Here is a 23,582-nt window from a genome sequence, read left to right as displayed (position 1 = left end):
CCGGTTGTGTGCACAGGAGTATGCCTATGATCTCCGTGGAAGAGGTACGCGCACTGGAGCATCTGCACCGTCCTGGGGTGTGGGTGCTCTCGGTGTACTTGACCGTGGACCCCACCCACACCGTGTGGCCCGCACCCCGGACGAAAGTCTCCAACGCCATCAAAGCCCTGGAGGCGAGCGCCCCCACCCCCACCTATCGCAAGGCCCTGCTGAAAGAGTGGGAGCGCCTGGACGAGTGGTTCGCCCAGTGGACCCCCCAGGGGCGGGGGCTGGTGCTGTTCACCGCCGAGCCTCTGGACCTCTGGCGCACCTGGCACCTGCCTGTCCCCGTGCCCGACCTGGTGCGCTTCCAGGAGACGGCCTACACCACGCCTCTGCTGAACCTGCTGGATGAGTATGAGCGGTATGGGGTGGTGCTGGTGGAGAAGCAGAGGGCACGCCTGTTCCTGGTGCACCTGGGGCAGGTGGAGGAGGAGGCCCTGGTGCTTACCCCCGTCCCCCAGAAGCACGCCCAGGGGGGATGGTCGGCCCCCCGTTTCCAACGCCACCACGAGGAGTCCGTCAAGGAGCATGTCCGCGCCGTTGTCCAAAGCTTGGAGGAGATGCTCCGCCAACGGCGTTTTGACCGCCTAATTCTAGGGGGGCCGGTGGAGGCCCGCACCGCTTTGGAGGAGGCTCTCTCTCCCGCCCTGCGCCAGCGGGTGGTGGGCACCCTCTCCCTTCACCCCAACCAGACCACTCCCCAAGAGGTGCTGGAGGCATCCCGCACCATTGAGGAGGAGGTGGAGCGCCGCCGCGAGGCCGACCTGGTGGAGGAACTCATCACCGCCGCCGCCAAACGGGGGGCGGCGGTGCTCTCGCCCGAACGGACGCTTTTTGCCCTGCACGCACGTCAGGTGCACCTGCTGGTGGTGGCGCACGGGTGGCATCCCTCGGGGGCGCGGTGCACGGGGTGCGCACTCTTGACCCCCTCCATGCGGGGGCCGTGCCCCCTGTGTGGCGGGAACCTGGCACCCATCCCCGACTTGGCCGACGCCGCCGCTGAGCAGGCCATCGCCCAAGGCGTCGGGATTGAGTGGGTGAAGGGGCCCGCACGGGAGCGCCTGCTGGGTGTGGGGGGGATGGGGGCCTTCCTCACCTGGGAGCCACGCCACAGCTTGCGGGCGCGCCGCCTGGCCCGCCAGCAGAAAGGCGCGGGCTAACCCTGCGGGGGCGGTGCCCCCACTAACCCCACGATGCGCACCATGCTCCTGCTCCCCTTGTAGATGCGGTTGATGTTCAGGAGCAGGGCCACCATCTCCTCCACATAGCGGGCACATTCCAGGCCGTTGGCGTCTACCGCCCGCACACCGGGGATGCGCTCCGCCAGAGCCATAACGGTGCGCTTGGCTTCGGCGTCGTCGGCGCATACCAGCACATCGCAGGGGATGGGCGCAGGGGGGTGGAGAAGGTCGTGGGCGCTAATGGTGTGGAAGGCCGCCACCACCCGCGCCTCGGGCACCACCGCCTGGGCCTGCTGGGCCGCTGACCCCTCGGGCACCAGCACCGCCCGCGCCCGCCCCCGTATGAAGGTCAACGGGGCCACCACATCCACCAGGATCTTGCCCGCTAAAGAGGGGCGTAGGGCTGTCAGCGTCTCCTTCTGCCCCTCGTAGGGGACGGCCACCACCACCACCTCCGCCTGTTGGGCCACGGCGCTGTTGAGCATCCCGTGGACTTTGCCCCCTGGGCAGAGGGCCAACACCTCCTGCACAGCCTGGTGGGCGCGGGTGGCATCCCGCGAGCCGATGAGCACCTCCTCTCCCGCCAGGGCCCAGCGCACCGCCAGGCCTTTCCCCTCGGGGCCGGTGCCTCCCAGAATGCCGATACGCATATGCCTCCTTCGGTCGCCACGGTGCACACCTCTATCCTACCAGGGAGGGGTGCGCTATACTCCCCTTCCGAGGAGGTGCTGTGCAACCCCTGGACGGTCTTCTGGTGGTTGACATGGGCAAGGCGTTGGCCCCCCGGTATACCGCTCTGCTGCTGGGGGATATGGGGGCGCGGGTGGTGCGCCTGGAGCGGGGGGAGCCACCCCCCGCCGGCCTGTGGCACCCCTTTTTGGCCCGCTTTTTTGACCGGGGGAAGGAGAGCGCCTTGCTAGATGTGCACGCCCCCGCAGGACGGGAGGTGCTGTATGGCGTGCTGGGGCGAGCGGATGTGCTCCTGCACGATCTCTCCCTGGCGGAGGCCGAAGCCCTGGGCATCACGGGACCGGCTCTGACCCAGCGCTTTCCGTATCTGGTCGCCTGTCGCATGCCCCCCTTTCCCTGGGGATGGCCCCAGGCCTCCCAGCCTGCCGACGATGCCATCGTTTCCGCCTGGACAGGCATCTATGGCGACCAGGGCGGGGTGGAGAGTCCCCCCGTTTGTGTCTTTCTCCCTCTGCCCAGTTACGGGGCGGCGCTCCAGGCCGCTATCGCCGTTACCGCCGCTCTTTTGGTGCGCCAGCGGTGTGGGCGGGGGCAGGAGGTGGAGGTCTCCCTCGTGGATGGCGCCCTGGCGTTGCAAACGGGCACCATCGTGGCGGGGCCACGCATCCGCCCCCTGGCGGGAGGCAAGCGCTCCCCCCAGGGCATCAACCCCATCTACCGCCTCTACGCGGGGAGCGATGGGGAGTGGTTCTTCCTGGCCTGCGGTAACACCACCTTCTGGAACAAGTTGTGCATCGCTTTGGAGCGGATGGATTGGGCGGCGAATCCCGCCCTGGCCCACGCCCCGTGGGGCTTGCCCCCCGACGCCTATGAACCCCTCACCATTGCCCTGACGGACATCTTCCGCCAGAAGCCCCGTGCCTTTTGGTTGGACCTGTTGCGGCGGCATGACATCCCCTGTGCCCCGGCCCTGACCCGAGAGGAGTTCCTGGAGCACCCACAGGTGGCCCACAACGGCATCCTGCTCGCGGTGGAGGACCCCCTGCTGGGGGCCACGCGCCAGATGGGGGTGCCGGTGGCCCTGTCCCATACGCCGGGGCGGGTGCGGGGGCCAGCCCCCCTGCCCGGCCAGCACACCGCCCAGGTGCGGGCCGAGGCGCACCTGCCTCCCCAGCCTGTGCCCCCTGCCCGTCCCTTCCCCTCTGCGCCCCTGGAGGGCATTCGTGTGGTGGATCTGGCCATGTATATCGCTGGGGCCTACTGTTCCGCTTTGCTGGCTGATCTGGGGGCGGAGGTGGTGAAGGTGGAGCCCCCCACAGGCGACCCCTTCCGCCCCAATGCGGGGGCCTTCCAGGGGTGGAACCGGGGCAAGCGAGGGATGGTGGTGGATTTGACCCGTCCCCAGGGGCGGGAGGTGCTGGCCCGTCTGGTGGGGCGGGCGGATGTGGTGGTGCAGAACTACCGCCCCGGCGTAGCGGAGCGCCTGGGGGCCGACGAAGCCTCCCTGCGCCGCATCAACCCGCGCATCATCTACTGCACCGTCACGGGGTATGGCCCCCACGGCCCCTTTAGCGACCGCCCTGCCTTTGACCCCCTTCTGCAAGCCCAAAGCGGGGCCATGCGCGCCCAGGGGCATCCTCCCGTGTTCCTGCGGGTCGCCATCACCGACTACGCCGCCGCCATGCTGGGGGCGTGGGGGGTAGTGCTGGCCCTGTGGCACCGCGCCCGCACGGGCCAGGCCCAGAGGGTGGACTCCTGCCTCCTCAATGCAGCCTTCGCCATCCAGGCGGGGGAGTTCTTCTTTGCCCCAGCCAAGCCCCGCCCCACGCCGATAGACCAGGTGGGCACAGGGCCGGGCTATCGCCTGTACCAGGCTAGGGATGGATGGCTGTTCGTCGCCTGCACCGAGGCGGCCCAGTGGCGTGCTCTGTGGCGCACGCTAGGGATGGAGCCTCCGCCCCCTGCCGAAGGGGATACCCCCGAGGGGCGGCGCCTGTGCACCCTGCTGGAGGAGCGCTTCCGCCAGGGGGAGGTGGCCCAGTGGCTCTCCCTTCTGACCCAGGCAGGCGTGCCCTGTGCCCCGGCGCGCCTGTCGCAGGACCTCTTTGGCGAGCGGGTGCTGTGGGAGTCGGGGCGTCTGGTGGAGCACATTGCAGCCGAGGTGGGGACGGTGCATCAGGTGGGGTTGACCTTCCACTTCTCCCAGACGCCGGGGCGCTTGTGGGGCGCGGCGCCCGCCCTGGGCCAGCACACCGACGAAGTGCTCAGGGAACTGGGCTATACCGAGGCGGAGGTTCACGCTCTGCGTCAGGGGCGGGCTGTGGCATAATGCTGGTAGGGATGAGCCCCCTCTCCCAGAGGCATAAGCATACGGGGGGATAGCATGGGTGTTGAACGCTACCTCCAAGCGGGCGAAAAGGTATTGGCGTCCTGCGGGGCTTTCCACGCCACCGACCGTCGCCTCATCCGCTACACCGATGACCCCACCGCCTCCGAGCCGGTGCAGTCCCTGACCTATGAGCAGATCACCGGCATTCGCCTGGGGGTGCGGACGCGCTTGGCCCTGCTGTTCGGGGGGCTGGGCCTGGCGTTGGTGGGCCTGCTCTTCCCCCAGCCCGAGGGCCAGCAGGTCTTCCAAACGCTTGCCCTGGTGTTGGTGGTGGCGGGGGCGGGTCTAGTGCTCTACGGCTTCTTCACCCGCAAGTTCTTCCTAGAGTTCCGCAGCCCCACCCTTACGAAGGAGCAACAGGCGCTCTGGCGTCTGGACGACACCCGCAGTGAGGCCGCCCGCACTTTGGCCCGCACCGTCTATGAGCACATCCAGAAGGCCCGCAAAGCCGCCCGGGCGCAGGAGCAAGCCAAACAGAAGAACAAGGACTCCGCTTAACCCCTGCGCTCCCCCCGCCACCGCAGGGCCAGGAGCAGCAGAAGTCCCACCACCGCCCCTGCCCCCAGGATTCCGCCGATGAGCACCACTGCGCTCGCCCCTGTGCGTCTCATCGGGGCTTCGGGAGGGGGTGTTGGGGCGGTCGGCGTTGGGGTGAGGAGGACGGGGAGTGTCTCCGCAGGCGGGGCTGGGTCCGGCACCAGGCGCACCACCTTGTCATCCCCTGGGCGGGGGCTTGCTCGCCCGTCCCGATTGCTGGTGGTGATGTACAGATAGCCGTCCGGCCCCTCCACGATGTCCCGCAGGCGTCCCAAAACACCCGTCAGCAAGGCCTCCTGTCCCAAGAGGGTGCCGGCGTCGTCCAGGTCCAGGCGGCGCAGGTGAGATTGCCCGCCCCCGAATCCCAGGGTTACGAAAAGGAAATCGCCCCGCCACTGGGGGTAACGGGGGCTGGTAAGGAAGGTGGCCCCGGCTGGGGCAATGCTGGGGGTGTAGGCGGCGACGGGGTCCGCAAAGCGGGGGTCGCCCGCTCGTCCCTGCACCCGAGGCCAGCCGTAGTTCGCCCCCGGCGTCAGGCGGTTGACCTCGTCGTTACCTATGGGGCCGTGCTCGGTGATCCACGCCTCCCCCGTGCGGGGGTGAAAGGCCAACCCCTGGGGATTGCGATGCCCCAGGGTATACACCAGGGAGCCGAGGAAGGGGTTGTCCGACGGGGGCGAGCCATCCTTCTGCATGCGCAGAACTTTGCCTGCCAGGGAGGTGGGGTCTTGGGAGAGGTCCGGGCGGCGGGCGTCCCCTGTGGTGGCCCATAGCATCCCATCGGGCCCAAACTTCAGGCGACAGCCGTTGTGGATGTCCGCCCCGGGGATGTTGTCCACCAGCACCTGCTCGTTGATGCCCCGCCCGTCCTGCTCCTGGAGGCGCACGATGCGGTTGGCCAGGGAGCCGTCGGCGCGGCGATAGGTGTAGCACAAGTAGATGAAGGGTTGGGCAGGGAAAAGGGGGTCCAGGGCGATGCCCATCAGCCCCCCTTCGCCGATGGCTGCCACGGGGAGCACCGCCCACGCCTCCTCCCGCAGACGCCCCCCCTCCACCACCCGCACCCGCCCCGGCCGCTCCGTCAGGAAGAGGCGTCCGTCGGGGGCGAAGGCCAACGCCCAAGGCACCTCCAGCCCCTGGGCGACCACCTCTATAGCGAGGGGGGAGGGGGGCTCGGGCTGGGGTGTGCTGTGCGGAGAAAGGGGGACAAGGGCACCGCCTACCACCAGCACCAGCAGGATGAGGCTCCACCACGACCGATGCACACCCCTATCATACCTCGATACCACTCTGGCAAGCCCGTGGGCGCCAATGAAGAGCATTTTGGAGTATAATTGCACTGTTCCCGCCCATGCCGCCCAAGGAGCGCCGTCTCTACAGTTGTGTCCACTGCGGGTGGGAAAGCCCCCAATGGTTGGGCTTCTGTCGGGCGTGTGGTGTTCAGGAGCCCCTGGTGGAGGCTTCTCCTTCCACGCCTCCCCCTTGGGTAACAGCGGGTGGAGCGCCCATAGAACTGGCCCATGTTGAGGGAGAGGGAGCACCTCGCCTCCCCTTGCCGCTTCCCGAGGTCAACCGCGTCCTGGGTGGGGGGATAGTGGCGGGGAGCATCATCCTTCTGGCAGGCGAGCCGGGCATCGGCAAGTCCACCCTTTTGCTGCAGATCGCATCTGCCTTAGCCGCGCAGGGGCGGGTGGTCTATCTAGCGGGCGAGGAATCCCCCCAGCAAATCGCCTCCCGCGCCCGGCGTATGGGCATCCCCGGCCAGGGCATCATCCTGATTTCTGACACCTGCCTGGACACCCTGGGGAGCCACTTGGACACCCTGTCGCCCCGCCTGCTCATCGTGGACTCCATCCAGACCGTGTTCACCCAGGAGGCCGAGGGGTTCCCGGGGAGCATCGTCCAGGTGCGGGAGTGCACGCGCCGCTTTCTGCACTGGGCCAAGCCCCGTGGGGTGCCGGTGCTCCTGGTGGGGCATGTAACCAAAGAGGGGGATGTGGCCGGCCCCCAGGTGCTCCAACACATGGTAGACGCTGTGCTGTTCTTGGAGGGGGAACGGCGCACCGCCCTGCGCCTGCTACGGGCCGACAAGAACCGCTTCGGCTCCACACAGGAGGTGGCGGTGCTGGAGATGACGGCCCAGGGCCTGCGGGAGGTGGCCGACCCCTCCCGCTATCTGTTGGAGGGGCGCTCCCTTGCTCCCGGCTCGGCGGTGGCACCCCTGCTGGTGGGCGACCGCCCCCTCCTGGTGGAGGTGCAAGCCCTTACCAGCCCGGCCAGCGGCTCCTCCCCACGGCGGGATGCAGTGGGGTATGACGAACGCCGCTTGCGGAGCATTGTTGCTACCCTCTCCCAGCGCGCCCATTTCCCCATAAGCGACCAGGACATTACGGTGAAGGTGGTGGGGGGCCTGCGGGTGGATGATCCCGCCGCAGACCTGGCCGTGGCTCTGGCCATCGCCTCCAGTGCCCGGGACACCGCCTTAGACCCGCACACCGTCTTCCTGGGGGAGGTGGGGCTAACGGGGGAACTGCGGGGGGTGCCCCAGACCGAACGCCGTCTGCGGGAGGCGGCCCGCCTGGGATTCACCTCCGCCCTGGTTCCCCCTGGGGAGGGGGGAGCAGTGCCCGAGATGACGGTGCACCGTGTGCGCACCCTGCGCCAGGCTCTGGCGCTGGCCATTCCCCCCAAAAAGCGAGACCCTGTGGATCCCCTTGTTGCCCTATTCCGCAAGGATGCAGAGGCCATGCGCATCGCCCGCAACGCTTTGGCTCTGGAGGAGAGGACGCCAAGGGGCTGGTTGGGATTTGAATGGTATGAGGTGGAGGCGCGGAAAGAAACATTGGAGAAGTTGGTAGGCACACTGGTGGAGGTTACTTTGAAGACCAACTCCTCCACCTACTACCGCCTGAAGGACCCGGAGGCGGTGCGCCGCGCTTTGAAGAAGATGGAGAATCCTATCCAGCCAGAGGCGCACTTTTCATATGGGGAGGGTGCTGATTATGTGGAGGGCGCTCATTCCGGCGATGGTGGGTAGTGAAGGCTCCTCCTTGTCGGAGGATACAGAAAAGAGCACATCTCCGCTCCTCCCACGCCGCCCCACGACCACCGTCATCGTCCCAGCTTATAACGAGGAGCAGGGGATTGGGGTGGTGTTGGAGAAGATTTTCCGGGCGATAGACGAGGGGTATGAGGTCATCGTGGTGGACGATGGCTCCACGGATAACACCGCCGCTGTCGCGAGCAGGTTCCCGTGCCGGGTGATTCGCCACCCCGTCAATCGGGGCAAGGGGGAGGCGCTGAAGACGGGTATCGCTCACGCCCAGGGGGAGAACATTATTTGGATAGACGCCGACGACACCTATCCTGCCGAGCGCATCCCCGATATAGCCGAAGCGCTCCGCAACGGGGCAGACCTGGTCTATGCATCCCGCCAGGGTGGGCGGGAGCACATACCTCTGTTCAATCGTGTGGGCCTGGCCCTTTTCCGTTTTCTGATACGGAACCTGTATGGCTTTACTCCTCAGGACCCCTGCACGGGGTTGTGCGGGGTGAAAGCAGTGCATATCCAGCGCATGGCTTTAGAAGCGCGCCGCTTCGCCATTGAACCGGAGATTGCTATGAAGGCGGGACGCATGCGCCTACGGATGATGGACTTGCCCATCGTTTACCGCCCGCGCATCGGCCGAACCAAACTGAGCGGTATCAAAGCTGGGCTGGAAGATATGGGTGCCATCCTCCGTTTCTTGTTTTGGCGTCCACCCGCCAGGCGATCGCTCCAGGTATCCTCATCTCAGCGCCTGCACAAATTGTAGGATGCGTCTTCTTGTCCTCACCCACCATTGGCTCCCCAATATTGGGGGGCTGGAAATTGTCGCTTGGGAAATGGCCCGTCGCCTTGCCCACCGGGGACACCAGGTAACTGTGGTTACCTCAACCGTTGGTTTGCCCCGCACCGGGGCCATCCCTTTTTCCAGCACCCAGGAAGGAGTTCATATTCTTCGCATCCCCGCCTGGGATGGTCTGGAGCGGTGGTGGGGTATCCCTTACCCCCTTTTTGCCCCCTCCCTGGTGTCCACTCTGCGCCGTCTTGTGCCCCAGTACGACCTGGTTTTGGTGCACACCCATGTCTTCATGAGTTCGGTTGTGGGTGCCTGGATGGCCCGTGGATACGGCAAGCCTCTTGTAGTCTACCAGCACACGCCCTTCATCCGTTACCCTTTCCCCTGGGGTCTAATGGAGCGCGGGGCCGACGCCGTGCTGGGACGCTGGCCCCTCCGATGGGCGGCGGCAGTGGTGGGCGTGAGTCGCACCGTGGCGGACTATGTGCAAAAAGAGAGGGGCCGTCCCGTTGAGGCCGTTATCTACCCTGGTGTGGATACGGAACGCTTTGCACCGATAGCCTCTGTGGAGGAGCGGAAGTCTCTGCGCCGGCGTTTGGGATTGCCTGAGGAGGCGTTTATTGTTCTTGCGGTGGGTCGTTTGACCTTTAAGAAAGGCTTTGATGTTTTAGTGGAAGCGTGCACTATTTTGCGCGCGCAACCTGACTTACAGGTTTTGATAGTGGGGGATGGCCCTGCCCGTCCTGCTCTTGTCAAGCGGGCGTCCGAGCACGGGCTGACAGGTCTGCGCTTTTGGGGTGCAGCACCGATGCAGACAATGTCTGACCTCTACCGTGTCGCCGACGCTTTTGTTCTCCCATCCCGGACGGGAGAGGGGTTCCCGCTGGTCATCCTGGAGGCGATGGCGAGCGGTTTGCCCGTGATCGCCACCCCCCTCGGAGGTGCACGAGAGGTGGTTGAAAACGGGCGGACGGGCTTTCTTGTGCCTCCAGGAGATCCGGAGGCCTTGGCGGCCGTCCTCTCTGATCTCAAGCAGGACCCTTGTCTGGCTCCCCGTCTGGGGGCCGCCGCCCGTGCGCAAGCTCTCAGTATGGACTGGGAACGCTTCACTACCCGCTGGGAACATCTTCTCACTGCCCTTGTGCACAGGGAGAGATTTTAGGATGGCCGGTGTCCATTACCCGGCGACGTTCGCTGTGCCCCTTACGGTGCGTGCTCGGCGTGTGCCGGAGGGGCTCTGGCGCTGGCGCGCTTGGATCGTGGGGATTGCCCTGTGCGTGGGCATTGGGGCATGGCGGTTCGGGTGGATTTTAGCGCAAGGGGGGCCGTCGGGCCCCGACCCGGGCGACTGGCTTGCCCTGGGGCACGACCTGTTCGGGGAACGGGTGCGGGCAGCATATACCGTCGTACCGCCTCTGGTGCCGGCTCTATCCAAGGGGGCGAGTGCTGTGTTGTCCCCCTTGCCTGGGTTGGCGTTGGTGGGGGCATTGGCCTCGGTGGCAGCGGGACCGGCAGTATTTTTTCTGGGTTATCAAGCCGGAGGTATTGTGTGGGGGGGGCTGGTTACGCTGGCGGTGCTCTTTCTCCCCTACAGCGTGGGAGAGGCATTGGGGTGGGGTGGGTATCCTCAGATGCTGGGACAGGGGCTGATGCTGGGGTGTATGGCCACACTGGGCACAGCCCTGGCCCGGGGCGGCTCAAAGACCCTTCTTTTCCTATCTGCACTGTTGGGCGTGCTCGGTTTGTTCACCTCGGTGTGGACTGTAGCCAGCCTCGGCGTCGCTGCCCCTCTTCTGTTTACCTTCGCCATCTGGTATCGTTGGGTGCATCCTAAGGTCTTGCGCTCCATTTTCCAATGGTGGGGTGTGCCTTTTCTGCTCGGTGGAATGCTTTTGGCTCCCATATATGGGATCTACTTCTCCTCCTTTGCTGAGGTGCCCCTCAACCCTGGTGGCCTTGCCTTCGGCGAATCGGTAGCCTTCGTGTTCCGGGAGTGGCCGGGCCATGCAGGATCAGTTTTTTTGGTTATTCCCCTGGCGACAGGGTTGGTCACCTATTGTCTCCTACCATGGGGACGCATAACAGTTCTGCACGCCATCACTGTGCCCATTATTGCAACCGCCTTCGCTCTCTATATCCCTACGGGGGAGTCTCGGTTCCTGGGGTTGTTAGAGGTGGGGATAGTCGTGGGGCTCTGCGCCGTTCTGAATGACTTGTGGGCCTCTCTCCAAGACCTCCAGCCGTTGCACCGGGTGCTGGGGCAAGGTGTAGTGCTTGCTGTAACGCTCACTTTTGTCCTTTTCCTTGTGGTGCGCGGGCACCAGCGCACCGTCGCTGCCCACGAGTGGTATAAGGTGGTTACCCCCGAGGTGCACCAGGCCCTAGAGTGGCTACGAGTGAACGGCGTCCCCCGCAGCGTGGTGGTAGCCTCGGACAACCCCCGGGGTTTCCAATACTTCTGGTGGGTGGAGGGCTATGCCCGCCTCCCTGCCTTTAGCGCCAGCGACCCCAAATGGATGGCTCTCAAGGACGAGGTGTGGCAGAACGCCGTAGCACTTCGCCTTGTCCACAGCACCTCAACGGATGACATCGTCTCCCTGGTGCGGGAGCACCGCATCCGCTACCTGTTTTTGGACAAACGCGTCATTAAGGAGACAAGCCATCTCGTGACGGCGGGGTTCACACCCGCCTTAGAAAACGACACCATCATCGTCCTGGAGTGGCGCGGAGAGTAATGCCTCGCCTTACTCCTGTGCCCGGTGGGGGAGAACCGTTCTACAGCCCCAGGGCCTGCTCTGCCTCTCGCGCCACCTGCCGCATAACCTGCTGCAGGGGCAGGCCCCGCTCCTGGGCGATGCGTTTGCAGGCTTCATACTCGGGGGCCAGCGTAATAGGCCGCCCCTCCCACACCTTCACTTTCACGGGCACCGCCCCCAGGCTGGTGGACACCGTTCGTATCTCTCGCTGGGCCTCGTGGCGGTAGACAGGACGCGTCCGCACCCCCAGGGTGGTGGTCTCCCGAAAGAGCAGGGCCACCGCCTCCGCCTCCAGCGCGGCCGGCACCAACGCCGACAGAAGCACCCCCGGCCGCCCCTTCTTCATCTGCAAGGGTTGCAACCACACATCCCGCGCCCCCAACGCAAACAGGCGCTCCTGCACATACCCGAACAGTTGGGGGTTCATATCGTCTATGTTGGTCTCCAAAAGCACCAGGGGGGGCACCTCCTCCTCCACCGTGCCCATCCATATCGCCAGCGCATTGGGGACGGGGAGCACCTCCCGCGTCCCCAGGCCGTAGCCGTAGCGCTCCACCTGGATAATGGGGCGGGTGAAGGTGGCCAGGGTGGTTACCAGGGCAGCGCCCGTGGGGGTTACAAGTTCCCCTACCTCGGTGGCACTTGGGGGGACCACAGGGGCCTGGGCCATTGCTATAAGGGCCAGGGTGGCGGGCGCCGGCACGGGCAGGAGGCCATGCTCGGAGCGCACCAACCCACTGCCCACCGGCAGGGGCGAGGCGTACACACGCTCCACGCCAAAATGGGCCAGCCCCACTACCACACCCACGATATCCAGCAGGGTGTCCAGATTTCCCAACTCGTGGAGGTGGCTCCTGGGCTGGCGATGAGCGTGGGCCTCGGCCTGTTCCAAACGCTCTAGTGCGGCCAAAGCCTTCTCTACAAGGGGACGGGGCAGGGTGGATGCGGTCAGAATGCGGCGGAAGGCGTCCCACGACTCCACGCGGGCTGAAGAGTCCGTTTGGATACGGAGATGGGTGCCCACCACGCCCCCCCGCTGGGCGCGGGTGGTCTCCAGACGCCATCCCCCGACCCCCAGGGCGCGGAAGGCCCCCTCCAGGACGGACAGGGGCAAACCCGCATCCACCAGGGCCGCCAGCAGCATGTCCCCGCTGACGCCCCCGATGAGGTGCAGATAGGCAGCCCGCACCTTCACCGCAACACCACGCGCACCTTATGGCGCGACCAGAGGTCCAAAAGAATTTCCCGGTCCATCAACCCGCTGGGGTGCACTGCCCCATCGGGGGCATAGCAGAACAGGAAGACGGCGGGATAGGCGGCGGAGAGGACCAGGGCTTTGCCCAGGGCTTCGGCCAGATGGTCGCCAGCGGTGCGCCGGTTGCCCAAAAAGCGCCCCAGGAAAGCCAGGGTCGGACGCCCGGCGATGTCCACCACCAAGTCGGGAATATAGGTCTGCCCGAAGGCGCGGGTGGGTACGATCCCATGGGCACCCGGCTCGGCCACCCCGCTCCACACCGCATAGGGTGTCTGGGCAGAAGCAAGGGAATCTTTCAGAAAGGTCTCCATCAGGGCCTTCAGGTGGCTTTTGAACTCCTCGTGGTCGCTGTAGCGGTCTCTGAGGGGGGCCCGCAGAAGGGTGCGGGCTAGTTCCTCTACAAAGTCGTTGATGCCCATCAAACGGTGTGGTGTGGTCATCGTCTCTCCTCTGTTGGATGAGGATGCAAAACCTCGTTGAGACTTCCCGTGCGATACCCGACCAAGTCCACCGTTACATACCTATATCCCAGGGCTTTCAGGGCCTCCACCACGCGGGTGCGCACCCCCGGCTCCACCAGGCGGGGGATGTCGGCCGGCTCCACCTCTATGCGGGCGATGCTCTCGTGGTGGCGCACCCGCACCTGGCGAAAGCCCAGGGAGCGCACAACCGCCTCCGCTCGTCCAATGCGCTGCAACGCCTCCACGCTCACGGGCGTCCCGTAGGGGATGCGGGACGACAAGCACGCCATAGCGGGCTTATCCCAGGTGGGTAAACCCCGGGCGCGGGAGAGGGCGCGCACCTCCGCCTTGCTCAACCCCGCCTCCGCCAGAGGGGCGCGCACACCGTGCTCCCGCGCTGCCTGCAGGCCCGGACGATAGTCGCCCAAATCGTCGGTGATGGTGCCGTTGAGAATCCATGCCAGCCCCTCCGCCTGGGCCAGTGGGCGCAGCACGGTGTACAGTTCCGTCTTACAGAAGTAACAGCGCAGGGGGCTGTTGGCGCGGTAGCGGGGATCGTCCACCTCGTGGGTCTGGACCAGGCGGTGGCGGAAGCCGAACTGCTGGGCGAGGCGCTGGGCCTCGGCCACCTCCTCGGGAGGTACCGCCGGGGAGACGGCTGTAACGGCCAAGGCCCGCTCCCCCAGCACATCGTGGGCCACCACTGCCAGGTAGGTGCTGTCCACCCCTCCCGAGTAGGCCACCAACACCGACCCCATCTCCTGCAGGAGGGCCTTCAGGCGGCGCTCTTTGCCTTGCGTCTCCGCTGTCAGGTCGGGTAGAGGGTACACGCCCATTTCCCCAGCCGGGCGCACACTCGGCCCCGCACTATGCCCAGTGTGCCCTGGGGGGCCTTTTCCGTCAAGCCTTGGGGGCTTGACGCCCAAGGGCAGAGGGGATATAGTATCTGAGTGCTGGTGTGCCTTCGGTAACTAGAGCGGGGCGGACCCACCCGTTCCCATCCCGAACACGGTCGTGAAACGCCCCAGCGCCGACGATACTGGCCTCGCAAGGGGCTGGGAAAATAGGCCGTGGCCGGGGGCACACCGCAAGCATAAGGGGCCTTCCCCCAAGAGGGCAGGCCCCTTTCCTGTTTAGCGCCCCTTCATGGTATTGGGAAGCCACAGCACGATGTCGGGGAACAACACCACCAGGGCCAGAGTGAGGATGATAGCCACCAAGAAGGGGAGCACCCCAATCCACACATCCACGATGGTCCCCTTGCGCATCCCTATAGCGCGTTTGCGCAACCCGTGCAGAACATACAGGTTCAACCCCTCCGGCGGGCTGATCAGGGCGGCCTCCGTCAGCATCACCACCAGGATGCCGAACCACACCTTGTTGATGCCTAAATCCTGCAGAATGGGCACGAGGATGGGAATAGTAATCACCATCATGGAGAAGCCGTCCATAAAGGTCCCCAGCAGGATATAGAACCCGATGAGGACCAGCACCATCTGCAGGGGAGTGAAGCCCGCATCGGACACTGCTCGCGCTAAGGCTGCGGGCGCTCCCAAATGGGCCAGGATGAAGTTGATGATAAACGCCGCCGACAGGATGAGCATGATCATAGAGGTGGTCATCACCGTAGAGAGGAGCGTCTCCCGCAGCATGGACCAGGACACCCTGCGGTTCACCAGGGCCAGCAGAAACGCCCCCGCCACCCCGAAACTGGCCGCCTCTGTTGCCGTGGCCACGCCGAAATAGATCGTCCCCAGCACCAAAAAGATCAGCCCCACAATGGGGAGCATGCTCACCAGCCCCAACAACCGCTCCCGCCAGGGCACGGGCGGCTCCACCGGAGCCACTCGGGGCCATATCTTGGCGATGACGGCGATCACCCCCATGAACGATAGGGTGAGGAGCAGCCCCGGGAACACACCCCCCATATACAACCGCCCGATAGACTCGTCGGCCAGCAAGGCGTAAACGATCATGTTGATACTGGGGGGGATGAGGATGCCCAAAGTGCCCCCCGCCGCCAGCGACCCGATGACCATCCGTTCGTTATAGTTCTTGGCGCGGAAGTGGGGAAGGGCAACCGACGAGATGGTGGCCGCCGTGGCCACGCTGGACCCCGACACCGCTGCAAAAACGGCGCACGCAGCGATGTTGCTGTGCAACAAGCCCCCCGGCAAGCGCCCCACCCATTTGGACATGGTCTGGTAGAGCCGTTCGCTGAGGCCGCTGCGCAGGAGCAACTCTCCCATCAACACGAACAGGGGGATGGCCACCAGCACTACATTGACATTCACATTCCATGCAATCTGGGCTACACTCTCCCATACGGGGCGATCGCTCAGGAAGAACATCAGGGTAAAGGCGATCAGCCCCAGGGCTACGGCCACATACAGCCCCAGCAGGAAGAATACCAGCATCAGCCCACCCGCCAGGGCCAAGGCCAGGACCGCCATCTACCCCTCCTCCTGTGGCGGGGAGCCGGCGACCTCTTGTCCTCCCAGGAACAGCACAGACACTAGCTTGACGGCGACGAGGAGAACCGCCTCCAGCACCAGCACCGAGAGGCCCCACGCCATCATCCACTGGGGGATATACAAGGGCGCGCCCAACAGCCCCAGGGCCTTCGCCTTCAGGTCCCACGAGACCATAGCCATCCGCCAGGCGTAAAAAGCCAGAATCCCAGCGAAGAGGCCCATCAACAGGGTCGCCACAATGTCCAAGCCCTGGCGCACGGGGCGCGGGAGCACCGGCAGGAGCACATCAATGCGCACATGGGCACCTGTGCGTAAGGCGAAGGCCAGCCCCCACATGGCCCCCGTAACCAGCACATAGGCGCTCACCTCATCGGTAACGCCGGAGAAGGTGCCGAAACGCCGGCCGATGACATCGGCCGTGGTATAGAAAGCGACCAGCAGGAACAATGCCCCGCTGAACAAGGCCATCCCCTCCGCCACATACCCCACCATCCGATAGACACGCATCACCACCTGTGCGAGGCGGGGAGGCGCCTGTGCCGGGGCGAGACGCATGGTCGTGTGCCTACACCGTGGGGAGCCAGCCACCCCCTTAGGGGATGGTATATCCCACTAGGGGGCCCAGCACATTGTTAAACGCCTTCTTCCCGTCGGCGCCGGCCCGTTTCACCCAGGCGGGCACCACTTGCTTCTCCACGATCTCCTTGAAAGTGGCGTACCACTCCGGCTTGGCGGGGATAAACTCCATCCCCTTCTCTATGTTCCCTTTGATGCCCGTCTCGGTGGTTTCGCGCCCCATTTGGAAGCCCCGCCGTATCAACTCAGGCTCCAGGTCTTCAATCACCTTCCGCACATCGGGAGGCAGTTTATCCCATGTCTTCTTGCTGATCACCACCGCCGTCATCTTGGGGCCGACCCCGATATCCACCAAGTACTTGGACACCTCGTAGAGTTTTGCGTTATAGCCCGCGTCGGAGCCTGTGACAACCCCGTCCACTGTTCCCCTCTCCATAGCGGTGTAGACCTCGGCAAACGGGATGGTTACAGGCTCGGCTCCCAAGGCACGCAAGTAGTCCGCCAGCGAGGTGAACCAGATGCGCACTTTCATCCCTTTGAGGTCCGACAGGTCGCGGATGGGTTTACGGCTGAACAGGTATTGGTTGGACCAGGCGTGGGCACCGATGAACTTGCCCCCCATCTTCTCCTCGTTCTCCTTCAGCACCTTCAACCACGCCTGGAAGGCCGGCTGGTAGGTGTCGTAGGAGTGGAACAGGCCGGCGATGTCGGCCCCCTCCAGCAAAGGCAAGTCGCCCGACACATAGCCGGGAAGTACATCGGCCACATCCACCAACCCTGCCCGCATCACCCGCACCATCTCAAACCCCGTCAGCCCCAGTTCGGGGAGGCTGGTATACTCCACTACCACGCGCCCGTTGGTGCGCTTGGTGAGTTCATCCCCCCACCATTGCATCAGTTGGAACTGGGGAAAGGTGCGGTTGGTGCCCACAAACTTCAGGCGAAACTCGGGTTGGACGGGAGCTGGTGTCGGGGTGGGAGCAGGGGTGGGGGCAGCGGCCGGAGCCACCGGCGCAGCGGGCGCGGGACGGGAGGGCGTCGGCGTCGCGGCACGGGCGCACGAAAGCGCAAAAAGAGCGAGCAATACACTAATCACCACACCCACAAGATGCATCCCGCTCCGCTGATTCATGGTCTACCTCCCCCGGCAGTTTGCTCCATCTTATAGCAGTGGCTGCAAGGCTTGTCAAGGAGTGCGGAGCGCACCGCTTGGAGGGCGAAAGGAACGCCCCCTACCGCACCCGAGCGATGGCCAGAGCGATGCCCACGATCAGCCCCGCCAACGAGAACAGGTCGCGCCACAGCATAAAGGAGGGCACCAGCAGGGCAGGCACGAGGAAGGCGATGAGGAAGCCCAGCAGGGCTATGCCCTGCAGCCACGCCCCCCGCTTGCGGTTGGTGGCCAGGCTGACCGCCTCCCCCACCGCAAACCCCGCCCCAATGAAGTACAGGGGCACCAGCCACCCTATCAGCATGAAGGGCATCGGCACCAGGCGCAGGAGGCCGCTGATGCCCAGCCCCACCGTTACCCCCACGCCTACCCCCGCCAGCACCCCCCGCAGGGCATAGGCGGGCGTCAGGGTGTAAGTGGGCAGGCGCCGCACCTGGGCACATTGCCGACAGCGCGCCCCCACAGGGGTATGCACCACGCAGCGGGGACAGATGGGCCGTTCACAGCGCCCACAGCGCAGGGCCGTCTCTACCCCGGGGTGGAAGGCACACTCCAGGCTCATAAATCTGCCTGCCTGTTCCCCATGCCCAGGGCGCGGGCCACCGTCTCCATGTCCTTATCCCCCCGCCCGCTGATTCCAATCACCACCAAGGCCGAGGGAGGTAGGGTGGGCACTAACCGCAACGCATAGGCCACCGCATGGGCCGGCTCCAATGCGGGGATAATGCCCTCCAGGCGGGCAAGGGTCTGCAGGCCCTCCAGGGCCTCCTGGTCGGTAACGGCGGTGTAGGTGGCCCGCCCCGTATCCTTCAGCCATGCGTGCTCGGGGCCCACGCCAGGGTAGTCCAGCCCCGCCGAGATGCTATGGGTCTCCCGCACCTGGCCATGCGCATCCTGCAGCAGGTAACTGTAGGAGCCGTGGAGCACCCCCGGCCGTCCCGCCGTCAGGGAAGCGGCGTGCTGGCCGGTCTCCAGCCCCTTCCCACCCGCCTCCACCCCCACCAGGTGCACCCCCAGGTCATCCAGGAAAGGGTAAAAGAGGCCCATGGCGTTGCTCCCCCCGCCCACACAGGCCACCAGGTAATCGGGCAGGCGCCCCTCGGCCTCCAGGATTTGCTGGCGCGCCTCCCGCCCGATGACCGCCTGGAAGTCCCGCACCATCATGGGATAGGGGTGGGGCCCCACCACGCTTCCCAGGATGTAGAAAGTGGTGCGCACATGGGTAACCCAGTCCCGCATGGCCTCGTTGATGGCGTCTTTGAGGGTGCGGGACCCCCCCTCCACAGGGCGCACCTCGGCCCCCAGCAGGCGCATGCGGAACACATTCAGCCCCTGCCGGCGCATATCCTCGCTCCCCATGTAGATGACACACTCCAAGCCCAAGACGGCGCAGGCGGTGGCAGTGGCCACACCGTGCTGGCCCGCCCCCGTTTCGGCAATGATGCGCCGTTTGCCCATGCGCTTGGCCAGCAAGGCCTGTCCCAGGGCGTTGTTGATTTTGTGGGCACCTGTGTGGGCCAGATCCTCCCGTTTGAGGTAGACCTTCCCCCCGCCCAGGTGGGTGGTGAGGTTGCGGGCGAAGGTAAGGGGTGTGGGACGCCCCACATAGGTGCGGAGGAGGTGGGCCAACTCCTGCTGGAAGGAGGGGTCGTGGCGGACAGCGCGGTAGGCCTCCTCCAGTTCGGCCAGGGCGCTCATGAGGGTTTCGGGGACGAACCGCCCCCCATAGGGGCCGAAGCGTCCACGGGCATCGGGGAGGGACGATAGGGGCGTGTGCACCATCTCCTCTATTGTAGCAAAGGAGCCTCCACTAGACCCTAGACGGGTCAGGACAGGCCTTCGGGCCCCACCCATGGTGCCCAGGGGCGACGGCGGGCTAGGGCGTGCACTAGGCGCTTGTCGGCAGTAGAGAGGGGGTGGACAGACCCTCGGCCAGCGGCGTAGTGCATGTCATACACACGGGGAAGGCCACACTCCTTGTCCAAGCGCCAGGCCCGTATGTGCAGGTCAGGCGGAGAGGCGGTCCGTATCCCCAGGGCGCAGCAGACGCCGAAGGCCGCATCCCTTCTCTTCGGTGAGGCGTTTGTGAAACACGGCCGTGCGCAGGACGGACGGCACCTCCGCATAGGGGAGGGGCGGGGCGATCACTAGGGTGTTGTCTTTCACCCACCCGGTCCAAACGGATTCAGGGAAAGGGGGCTTGGAGATCAGCCCTAGCACGTGGCGCTGGCTTCCCGTGCTGCCCGCACGAAGGCCCGCACCTTGTCGTAGTCCTTGACGCCGTTGGTCTCCACCCCGCTGGAGACATCCACCCCGTAGGGGCGCACAAGGCGCACTGCCTGGGCCACATTGTCAGGGGTGAGACCACCCGCCAGGAAGAAGCGACGCCCCTTCTGGGCCAGAGCCTGGGCCACCGTCCAGTCAAAGGGCTTGCCCAAGCCCCCCGGCTGTGGCCCCCCGCCCCGGTCCAAAAGGGGGGTGATCCCCGCCTCCTCCAGCGCCCGTACCTGCCCCTCCACCTGGGCCACAGAGGTAGGGCCGGAGCCGAGGATATGCACGGCCCTCAGGACGGGCAGGCCCACCTGTAAGGCGAAGGGGATATCCTCGTCCCCGCACAGTTGCACCATATCCAGGCCCACCTGGCGCGCCACGGCCTGCACCTCTTCCAACGGCTGGCGGGCGAACAGGCCCACCACCCGGGGCAGGTGCCCACCCTGGCGCTCGCGGCGGAAGCGCTTTACCATCTCCTCGGCCACATCTGGCTCCACCCGCCGCCGCACCCCCGGCACAAACACGATACCCACCAAGTCGGCCCCCGCCTCGGCAGCGGCGTGGAGGTCCTCCAGTGAGCGCAGGCCGCAGATCTTCACCAGCATCGCCCTAGCGTCGTGTTGACTGTCGCCCCTGGAACACATCGGCTGCCCGCGCCGGGAAGGGGAGGTCCTGGGGGTCTATGGGGATTTCTATCACCGTAGGCACCCGCAGGCGGAGGGCCTCCCGCACTACTGTCGCCTGCCCTGCAGAAAGGCGCATACTCACCACCTTCTCAATCCCCTGTGCCCAGGCTACCCCCACAAGTATACCCCAGCGGGCACAAAGGTAGCGCCCTTCAGCACCCTGGCGGGTAGCTCTTGCGGGAGACCTCGTTCCCCGTTGCATCGTAGAGGGCGGCGGTATCGGGGTTGGTGTTATCCCAGATGGCGCGTCCCCAGTTGAAGGAGAACCCGCCCCACTCGGGATGCACCTGGTTGGTATACACCCGTATACGCCGCCCGGGCTGAAGGACAAAAGAGGGGAAGGTAAAGGAGGGCGAGCCGTCGGAGATGTCTTTGAGCACCCACCCCTGGAGGTTGACGGGGCTCTGCCCTTGATGCTCAATCTCCACATACTCGTCGGCCTCGGTGCGGGGCACCCGCCCATCGTAGAAGATGCAGCGGATGACCACCCCATATCCCTGGGACGGCGGAGGCGTTGGGGTCGGTGAGGGGGTCGGGGAGGGTGTAGGTGTTGCGGTGGGGGTCGGTGTTGGTGTAGGCGTCGGAATGGGGGAGGGAGTTGGCGTTGGCGTGGGAGGGGGCATCGGCGTTGGGGTAGGCGTCGCGGTGGGTGTGGGTGTAGGAGTTGGGGTTGCAGTAGGGGTGGGCGTAGGCGTGGGCAGAGGGGTCGGCGTGGGCGTGGGCGACGGTGTGGGTGTGGCCGTTGGCGTAGGTGTCGGGGTTGCTGTAGGCGTGGGGGATGGTGTGGGTGTGGGGAGCGGGGTGGGCGACGGCGTCGGAGAAGGTGTTGGTGTGGGCGAAGGAGTTGGGGTTACTGTAGGCGTGGGCGAAGGCAGCGGCGTAGGGGTTGGGGTTGGAGTAGGGGTGGAGGATGGTGTGGGCGTTGGTGGTGGAGGGGGCGTAGGTGTTGGCACAGGTGTTGGGGTCGGCGTGGGTGTCAGCGTTGCAGAGGGCATTGGGGTTGCGGTGGGCGACGGCGTCGGAGAAGGCGTTGGTGTGGGCGAAGGAGTTGGGGTTACTGTAGGCGTGGGCGAAGGCAGTGGCGTAGGGGTTGGGGTTGGAGTAGGGGTGGGGGATGGTGTGGGCGTTGGTGGTGGAGGGGGCGTAGGTGTTGGCACAGGTGTTGGGGTCGGTGTGGGCGAGGACGGACTGGCCGGGGCGTGGGGGAGGGTGTAGCCCTCCACCACCGCCCGCATGCCGATGGCGAAGCCATAGGCCTGGGCCAGGCCGGCGTTCATCTCCACCGCATAGAGGGCTGGGGCACGGGGCACATAGACCCGTAACTCCGCATCCGACGCCCCCGGCTGGGGGTGCATGGTCTGGATGTCCACAACCTCCAAGGCGCTGGAGAGCCACAGGATGTCCAGGGGGATAAGGGTGTTCTTCATCCAGAAGGGCCAGTGCCGTTCCTCCTCAAAGACGAACAGCATGGCCCAGTCCTGGGGGAGGCTCTCCCGAAACATCAGCCCCTGCAAACGCCTCTCCCAGGTGTCGGCCACCTCGAGGTAAAAGGTGCGCCCGTTCAGAATGAGGCGGGGGGTGGATGGGGTAGGGGTGGGGTGCACAGGGAGGGGAGAAGGCGAGGGGGCGGGGGTAACAAGGATGGGAGGGGGAGGCGGAGAAGGCATGGGGGTGGGCGTGGGCACCAGCGCGGGGGCAGAATGGGGAGAGGGGGTGGGGCTCAAAACGGAGGCTGCTGGGGCCGTGCACGCCCCCGCCAAGGCCCCCACCAGCCCAAGCAAGAACAGGACGCCACACCCCAGGGTGCGCACGCCCGCCACCCCCCTATGCGAGGTGTGCGGGGCTACACCCGCTCCAGGGCCAGTTTATCCATCTCCAACTGCACATCCACGGGATATGCCCCCGAGAAGCAGGCGTCGCAAAAGCGGTCCCTGGGCAAACCCAAGGCCCGATACAACCCCGGGAGGCTCAAATACCCCAGCGAGTCGGCCCCGATGGCCTGGCGAATTTCCTCCACGCTCTTGTGGGCGGCGATGAGTTCGGCACGGGTGGCCATATCAATACCGAAGGGGCAGGGCCAGCAGATGGGCGGGGCGGTGATGCGCATGTGCACCTCTCTGGCCCCGGCCCGGCGCAAAAGGTTGACCACATGGGGCGTCGTCGTCCCCCGCACAATGGAATCGTCCACCACCACCAGGCGCTTTCCCTCCAACACCTCCCGCAGGGGGTTGAACTTCAGACGCACCCCGAGGTCGCGGATGCGCTGGTCGGGCTGAATAAAGGTGCGCCACACATAGCGGTTCTTGATAAGCCCTTCAGCATAAGGGATCCCCGACGCCTCGGCAAACCCCTGGGCGGCGGGAATGGACGAATCGGGCACTCCGATGACCAGATCGGCATCCACGGGATGCTCTCGCGCCAGTTCTTGCCCCATGCGCCGGCGGGCATTGTAGAGCAGAAGGCCGTCCATACGGCTGTCCGGCCGGGCGAAGTAGATGAACTCAAACACGCACAGGGCGCGCTTGGGGGCGGGGGCCTTGTAAAGGGTGTGGGGGAAGGGGGCGTTCACCTGCACCACCTCCCCTGGCTCCACCTCCCGCAGGAAGGTGGCCCCGATGTGCTCCAGGGCGCAGGTCTCCGAGGCGACCACCCATCCGCCATTGAACCGCCCCAGGCACAGGGGACGCACCCCTAACGGATCCCGAATGGCCAGCAGGGTAGTGGGTGTCAGCACCACCAGGGAATAGGCCCCTTCCAGCGTCCGCATAAGGAAGGCGGCCCGCTCCCCCCAGTCCCGCCCAGGGGCGTTGGCCAACAGGTGGGCAATCACCTCCGAATCGGTGGAGGTGGTGAACCGACACCCCCACTCGGCCTCCAGGCGGGTGCGCCACTGCTTGGCGTTGATGACATTCCCGTTATGCCCCAGGGCCAGGACGCCGTTGGCCCCCTCCACACGGATGGGCTGGGCGTTCTGGGGGCGGCTGGAGCCGGTGGTGGAGTAGCGGGTGTGGCCGATGGCCATATGCCCCCGCAGGCGGTGCAGATCCCCCTCTCGGAACACTTGGGAGACCAGCCCCATATCCTTGTGCAGGAAGAGGGAGACCCCATCAGCCGTGGCGATGCCGGCGCTCTCCTGGCCGCGATGCTGGAGGGCAAACAGGCCGAAGAAGGTGATACGGGCTACATCCTCCCCTGGGGCGTACACCCCAAAGATGCCACACGCCTCCCGGGGAGAGTCGTGCACCCAGTCG

At 65.7% G+C, this 23,582-nt stretch carries 23 protein-coding genes and 1 rRNA gene; 8 read left to right on the top strand and 16 right to left on the bottom strand.

Features of this window, described 5'->3' with window-relative positions; all coding sequences use genetic code 11:
- Positions 1-26 precede the first annotated feature (26 nt).
- Positions 27-1,202, top strand: a complete 1,176-nt coding sequence (locus NZ951_03885; protein MCS7207060.1) for a Vms1/Ankzf1 family peptidyl-tRNA hydrolase — start codon at positions 27-29, stop codon at positions 1,200-1,202.
- On the opposite strand, the gene npdG is transcribed toward NZ951_03885, so the two are convergent.
- Positions 1,199-1,873: an NADPH-dependent F420 reductase gene (gene npdG, locus NZ951_03880; protein MCS7207059.1), complete on the bottom strand. Its 675-nt coding sequence runs from the start codon at positions 1,871-1,873 to the stop codon at positions 1,199-1,201. The genes NZ951_03885 and npdG overlap by 4 nt on opposite strands.
- 80 nt (positions 1,874-1,953) lie before the next feature.
- Here npdG and NZ951_03875 point away from each other — a divergent pair, with 80 nt between their 5' ends.
- A complete protein-coding gene (locus NZ951_03875) occupies positions 1,954-4,242 on the top strand; it encodes a CoA transferase (GenBank protein MCS7207058.1) in 2,289 nt (762 codons plus the stop codon).
- A gap of 54 nt (positions 4,243-4,296) precedes the next feature.
- Positions 4,297-4,800, top strand: coding sequence for a hypothetical protein (locus NZ951_03870; GenBank protein MCS7207057.1), 504 nt, complete (start codon positions 4,297-4,299; stop codon positions 4,798-4,800).
- On the opposite strand, the gene NZ951_03865 is transcribed toward NZ951_03870, so the two are convergent.
- On the bottom strand, positions 4,797-6,104 hold the full coding sequence (locus NZ951_03865) for a PQQ-dependent sugar dehydrogenase (GenBank protein ID MCS7207056.1): 1,308 nt from the start codon (positions 6,102-6,104) through the stop codon (positions 4,797-4,799). The genes NZ951_03870 and NZ951_03865 overlap by 4 nt on opposite strands.
- Before the next feature lie 86 nt (positions 6,105-6,190).
- On the opposite strand from NZ951_03865, the gene radA reads away from it, so the two are divergent.
- From radA to NZ951_03845, 4 genes are read left to right on the top strand one after another with little or no spacing between them, the layout of a single operon-like run.
- Positions 6,191-7,876: a DNA repair protein RadA gene (radA, locus tag NZ951_03860; GenBank protein MCS7207055.1), complete on the top strand. Its 1,686-nt coding sequence runs from the start codon at positions 6,191-6,193 to the stop codon at positions 7,874-7,876.
- Positions 7,842-8,654, top strand: a complete 813-nt coding sequence (locus NZ951_03855; protein MCS7207054.1) for a glycosyltransferase family 2 protein — start codon at positions 7,842-7,844, stop codon at positions 8,652-8,654. Before radA ends, NZ951_03855 begins: the two co-directional genes overlap by 35 nt.
- Position 8,655: 1 nt before the next feature.
- Positions 8,656-9,843: a glycosyltransferase family 4 protein gene (locus NZ951_03850; GenBank protein ID MCS7207053.1), complete on the top strand. Its 1,188-nt coding sequence runs from the start codon at positions 8,656-8,658 to the stop codon at positions 9,841-9,843.
- 1 nt (position 9,844) lies between these two features.
- Complete coding sequence (locus tag NZ951_03845; GenBank protein MCS7207052.1) at positions 9,845-11,416, top strand: hypothetical protein; 1,572 nt, start codon at positions 9,845-9,847, stop codon at positions 11,414-11,416.
- Between the two features lie 40 nt (positions 11,417-11,456).
- On the opposite strand, the gene larC is transcribed toward NZ951_03845, so the two are convergent.
- Genes larC through larE form a run of 3 tightly spaced genes read right to left on the bottom strand, consistent with a single transcriptional unit; the run spans position 11,457 to position 13,989 of the window.
- On the bottom strand, positions 11,457-12,632 hold the full coding sequence (gene larC / locus NZ951_03840) for a nickel pincer cofactor biosynthesis protein LarC (GenBank protein ID MCS7207051.1): 1,176 nt from the start codon (positions 12,630-12,632) through the stop codon (positions 11,457-11,459).
- The gene (locus NZ951_03835) at positions 12,629-13,132 is read right to left on the bottom strand and encodes a hypothetical protein (GenBank protein MCS7207050.1); all 504 of its coding nucleotides are present in this window, start codon (positions 13,130-13,132) and stop codon (positions 12,629-12,631) included. Before NZ951_03835 ends, larC begins: the two co-directional genes overlap by 4 nt.
- Complete coding sequence (gene larE, locus NZ951_03830; GenBank protein MCS7207049.1) at positions 13,129-13,989, bottom strand: ATP-dependent sacrificial sulfur transferase LarE; 861 nt, start codon at positions 13,987-13,989, stop codon at positions 13,129-13,131. Before larE ends, NZ951_03835 begins: the two co-directional genes overlap by 4 nt.
- A gap of 127 nt (positions 13,990-14,116) precedes the next feature.
- Between larE and rrf the strand changes: the two genes are divergently transcribed.
- A 5S ribosomal RNA gene (gene rrf, locus NZ951_03825) occupies positions 14,117-14,233 on the top strand.
- Positions 14,234-14,286: 53 nt separating this feature from the next.
- Here the strand turns inward: rrf and NZ951_03820 are convergent.
- The 11 genes from NZ951_03820 to purF form a co-directional block, all read right to left on the bottom strand.
- Entirely contained in the window at positions 14,287-15,606 is a 1,320-nt protein-coding gene (locus tag NZ951_03820; protein ID MCS7207048.1) for a TRAP transporter large permease subunit, read from the bottom strand.
- Complete coding sequence (locus NZ951_03815; GenBank protein MCS7207047.1) at positions 15,607-16,182, bottom strand: TRAP transporter small permease; 576 nt, start codon at positions 16,180-16,182, stop codon at positions 15,607-15,609.
- 37 nt (positions 16,183-16,219) lie between these two features.
- On the bottom strand, positions 16,220-17,335 hold the full coding sequence (locus NZ951_03810) for a TRAP transporter substrate-binding protein (protein MCS7207046.1): 1,116 nt from the start codon (positions 17,333-17,335) through the stop codon (positions 16,220-16,222).
- A 100-nt stretch (positions 17,336-17,435) separates the two neighbouring features.
- Positions 17,436-17,936 carry a hypothetical protein gene (locus NZ951_03805; GenBank protein ID MCS7207045.1) on the bottom strand — a complete coding sequence of 167 codons (501 nt, stop codon included), beginning with the start codon at positions 17,934-17,936 and terminating at the stop codon, positions 17,436-17,438.
- Entirely contained in the window at positions 17,933-19,156 is a 1,224-nt protein-coding gene (gene trpB / locus NZ951_03800; GenBank protein MCS7207044.1) for a tryptophan synthase subunit beta, read from the bottom strand. Before trpB ends, NZ951_03805 begins: the two co-directional genes overlap by 4 nt.
- A 225-nt stretch (positions 19,157-19,381) precedes the next feature.
- Positions 19,382-19,540, bottom strand: a complete 159-nt coding sequence (locus tag NZ951_03795) for a hypothetical protein (protein ID MCS7207043.1) — start codon at positions 19,538-19,540, stop codon at positions 19,382-19,384.
- A gap of 47 nt (positions 19,541-19,587) precedes the next feature.
- On the bottom strand, positions 19,588-20,250 hold the full coding sequence (locus NZ951_03790; protein MCS7207042.1) for a phosphoribosylanthranilate isomerase: 663 nt from the start codon (positions 20,248-20,250) through the stop codon (positions 19,588-19,590).
- Positions 20,251-20,254: 4 nt separating this feature from the next.
- A complete protein-coding gene (locus NZ951_03785) occupies positions 20,255-20,407 on the bottom strand; it encodes a hypothetical protein (GenBank protein ID MCS7207041.1) in 153 nt (50 codons plus the stop codon).
- A 76-nt stretch (positions 20,408-20,483) separates the two neighbouring features.
- Entirely contained in the window at positions 20,484-20,819 is a 336-nt protein-coding gene (locus NZ951_03780) for a lamin tail domain-containing protein (protein MCS7207040.1), read from the bottom strand.
- Positions 20,749-21,726, bottom strand: coding sequence for a hypothetical protein (locus tag NZ951_03775; GenBank protein MCS7207039.1), 978 nt, complete (start codon positions 21,724-21,726; stop codon positions 20,749-20,751). The genes NZ951_03780 and NZ951_03775 overlap by 71 nt, the downstream gene beginning before the upstream one ends.
- Before the next feature lie 448 nt (positions 21,727-22,174).
- The gene (gene purF, locus NZ951_03770) at positions 22,175-23,575 is read right to left on the bottom strand and encodes an amidophosphoribosyltransferase (protein MCS7207038.1); all 1,401 of its coding nucleotides are present in this window, start codon (positions 23,573-23,575) and stop codon (positions 22,175-22,177) included.
- Positions 23,576-23,582: the final 7 nt, after the last annotated feature.

This window comes from Dehalococcoidia bacterium, assembly GCA_025060295.1.
Classification (GTDB): domain Bacteria; phylum Chloroflexota; class Dehalococcoidia; order Lucifugimonadales; family HRBIN23; genus HRBIN23.
This window is presented reverse-complemented; position numbering and strand designations above follow the sequence as displayed.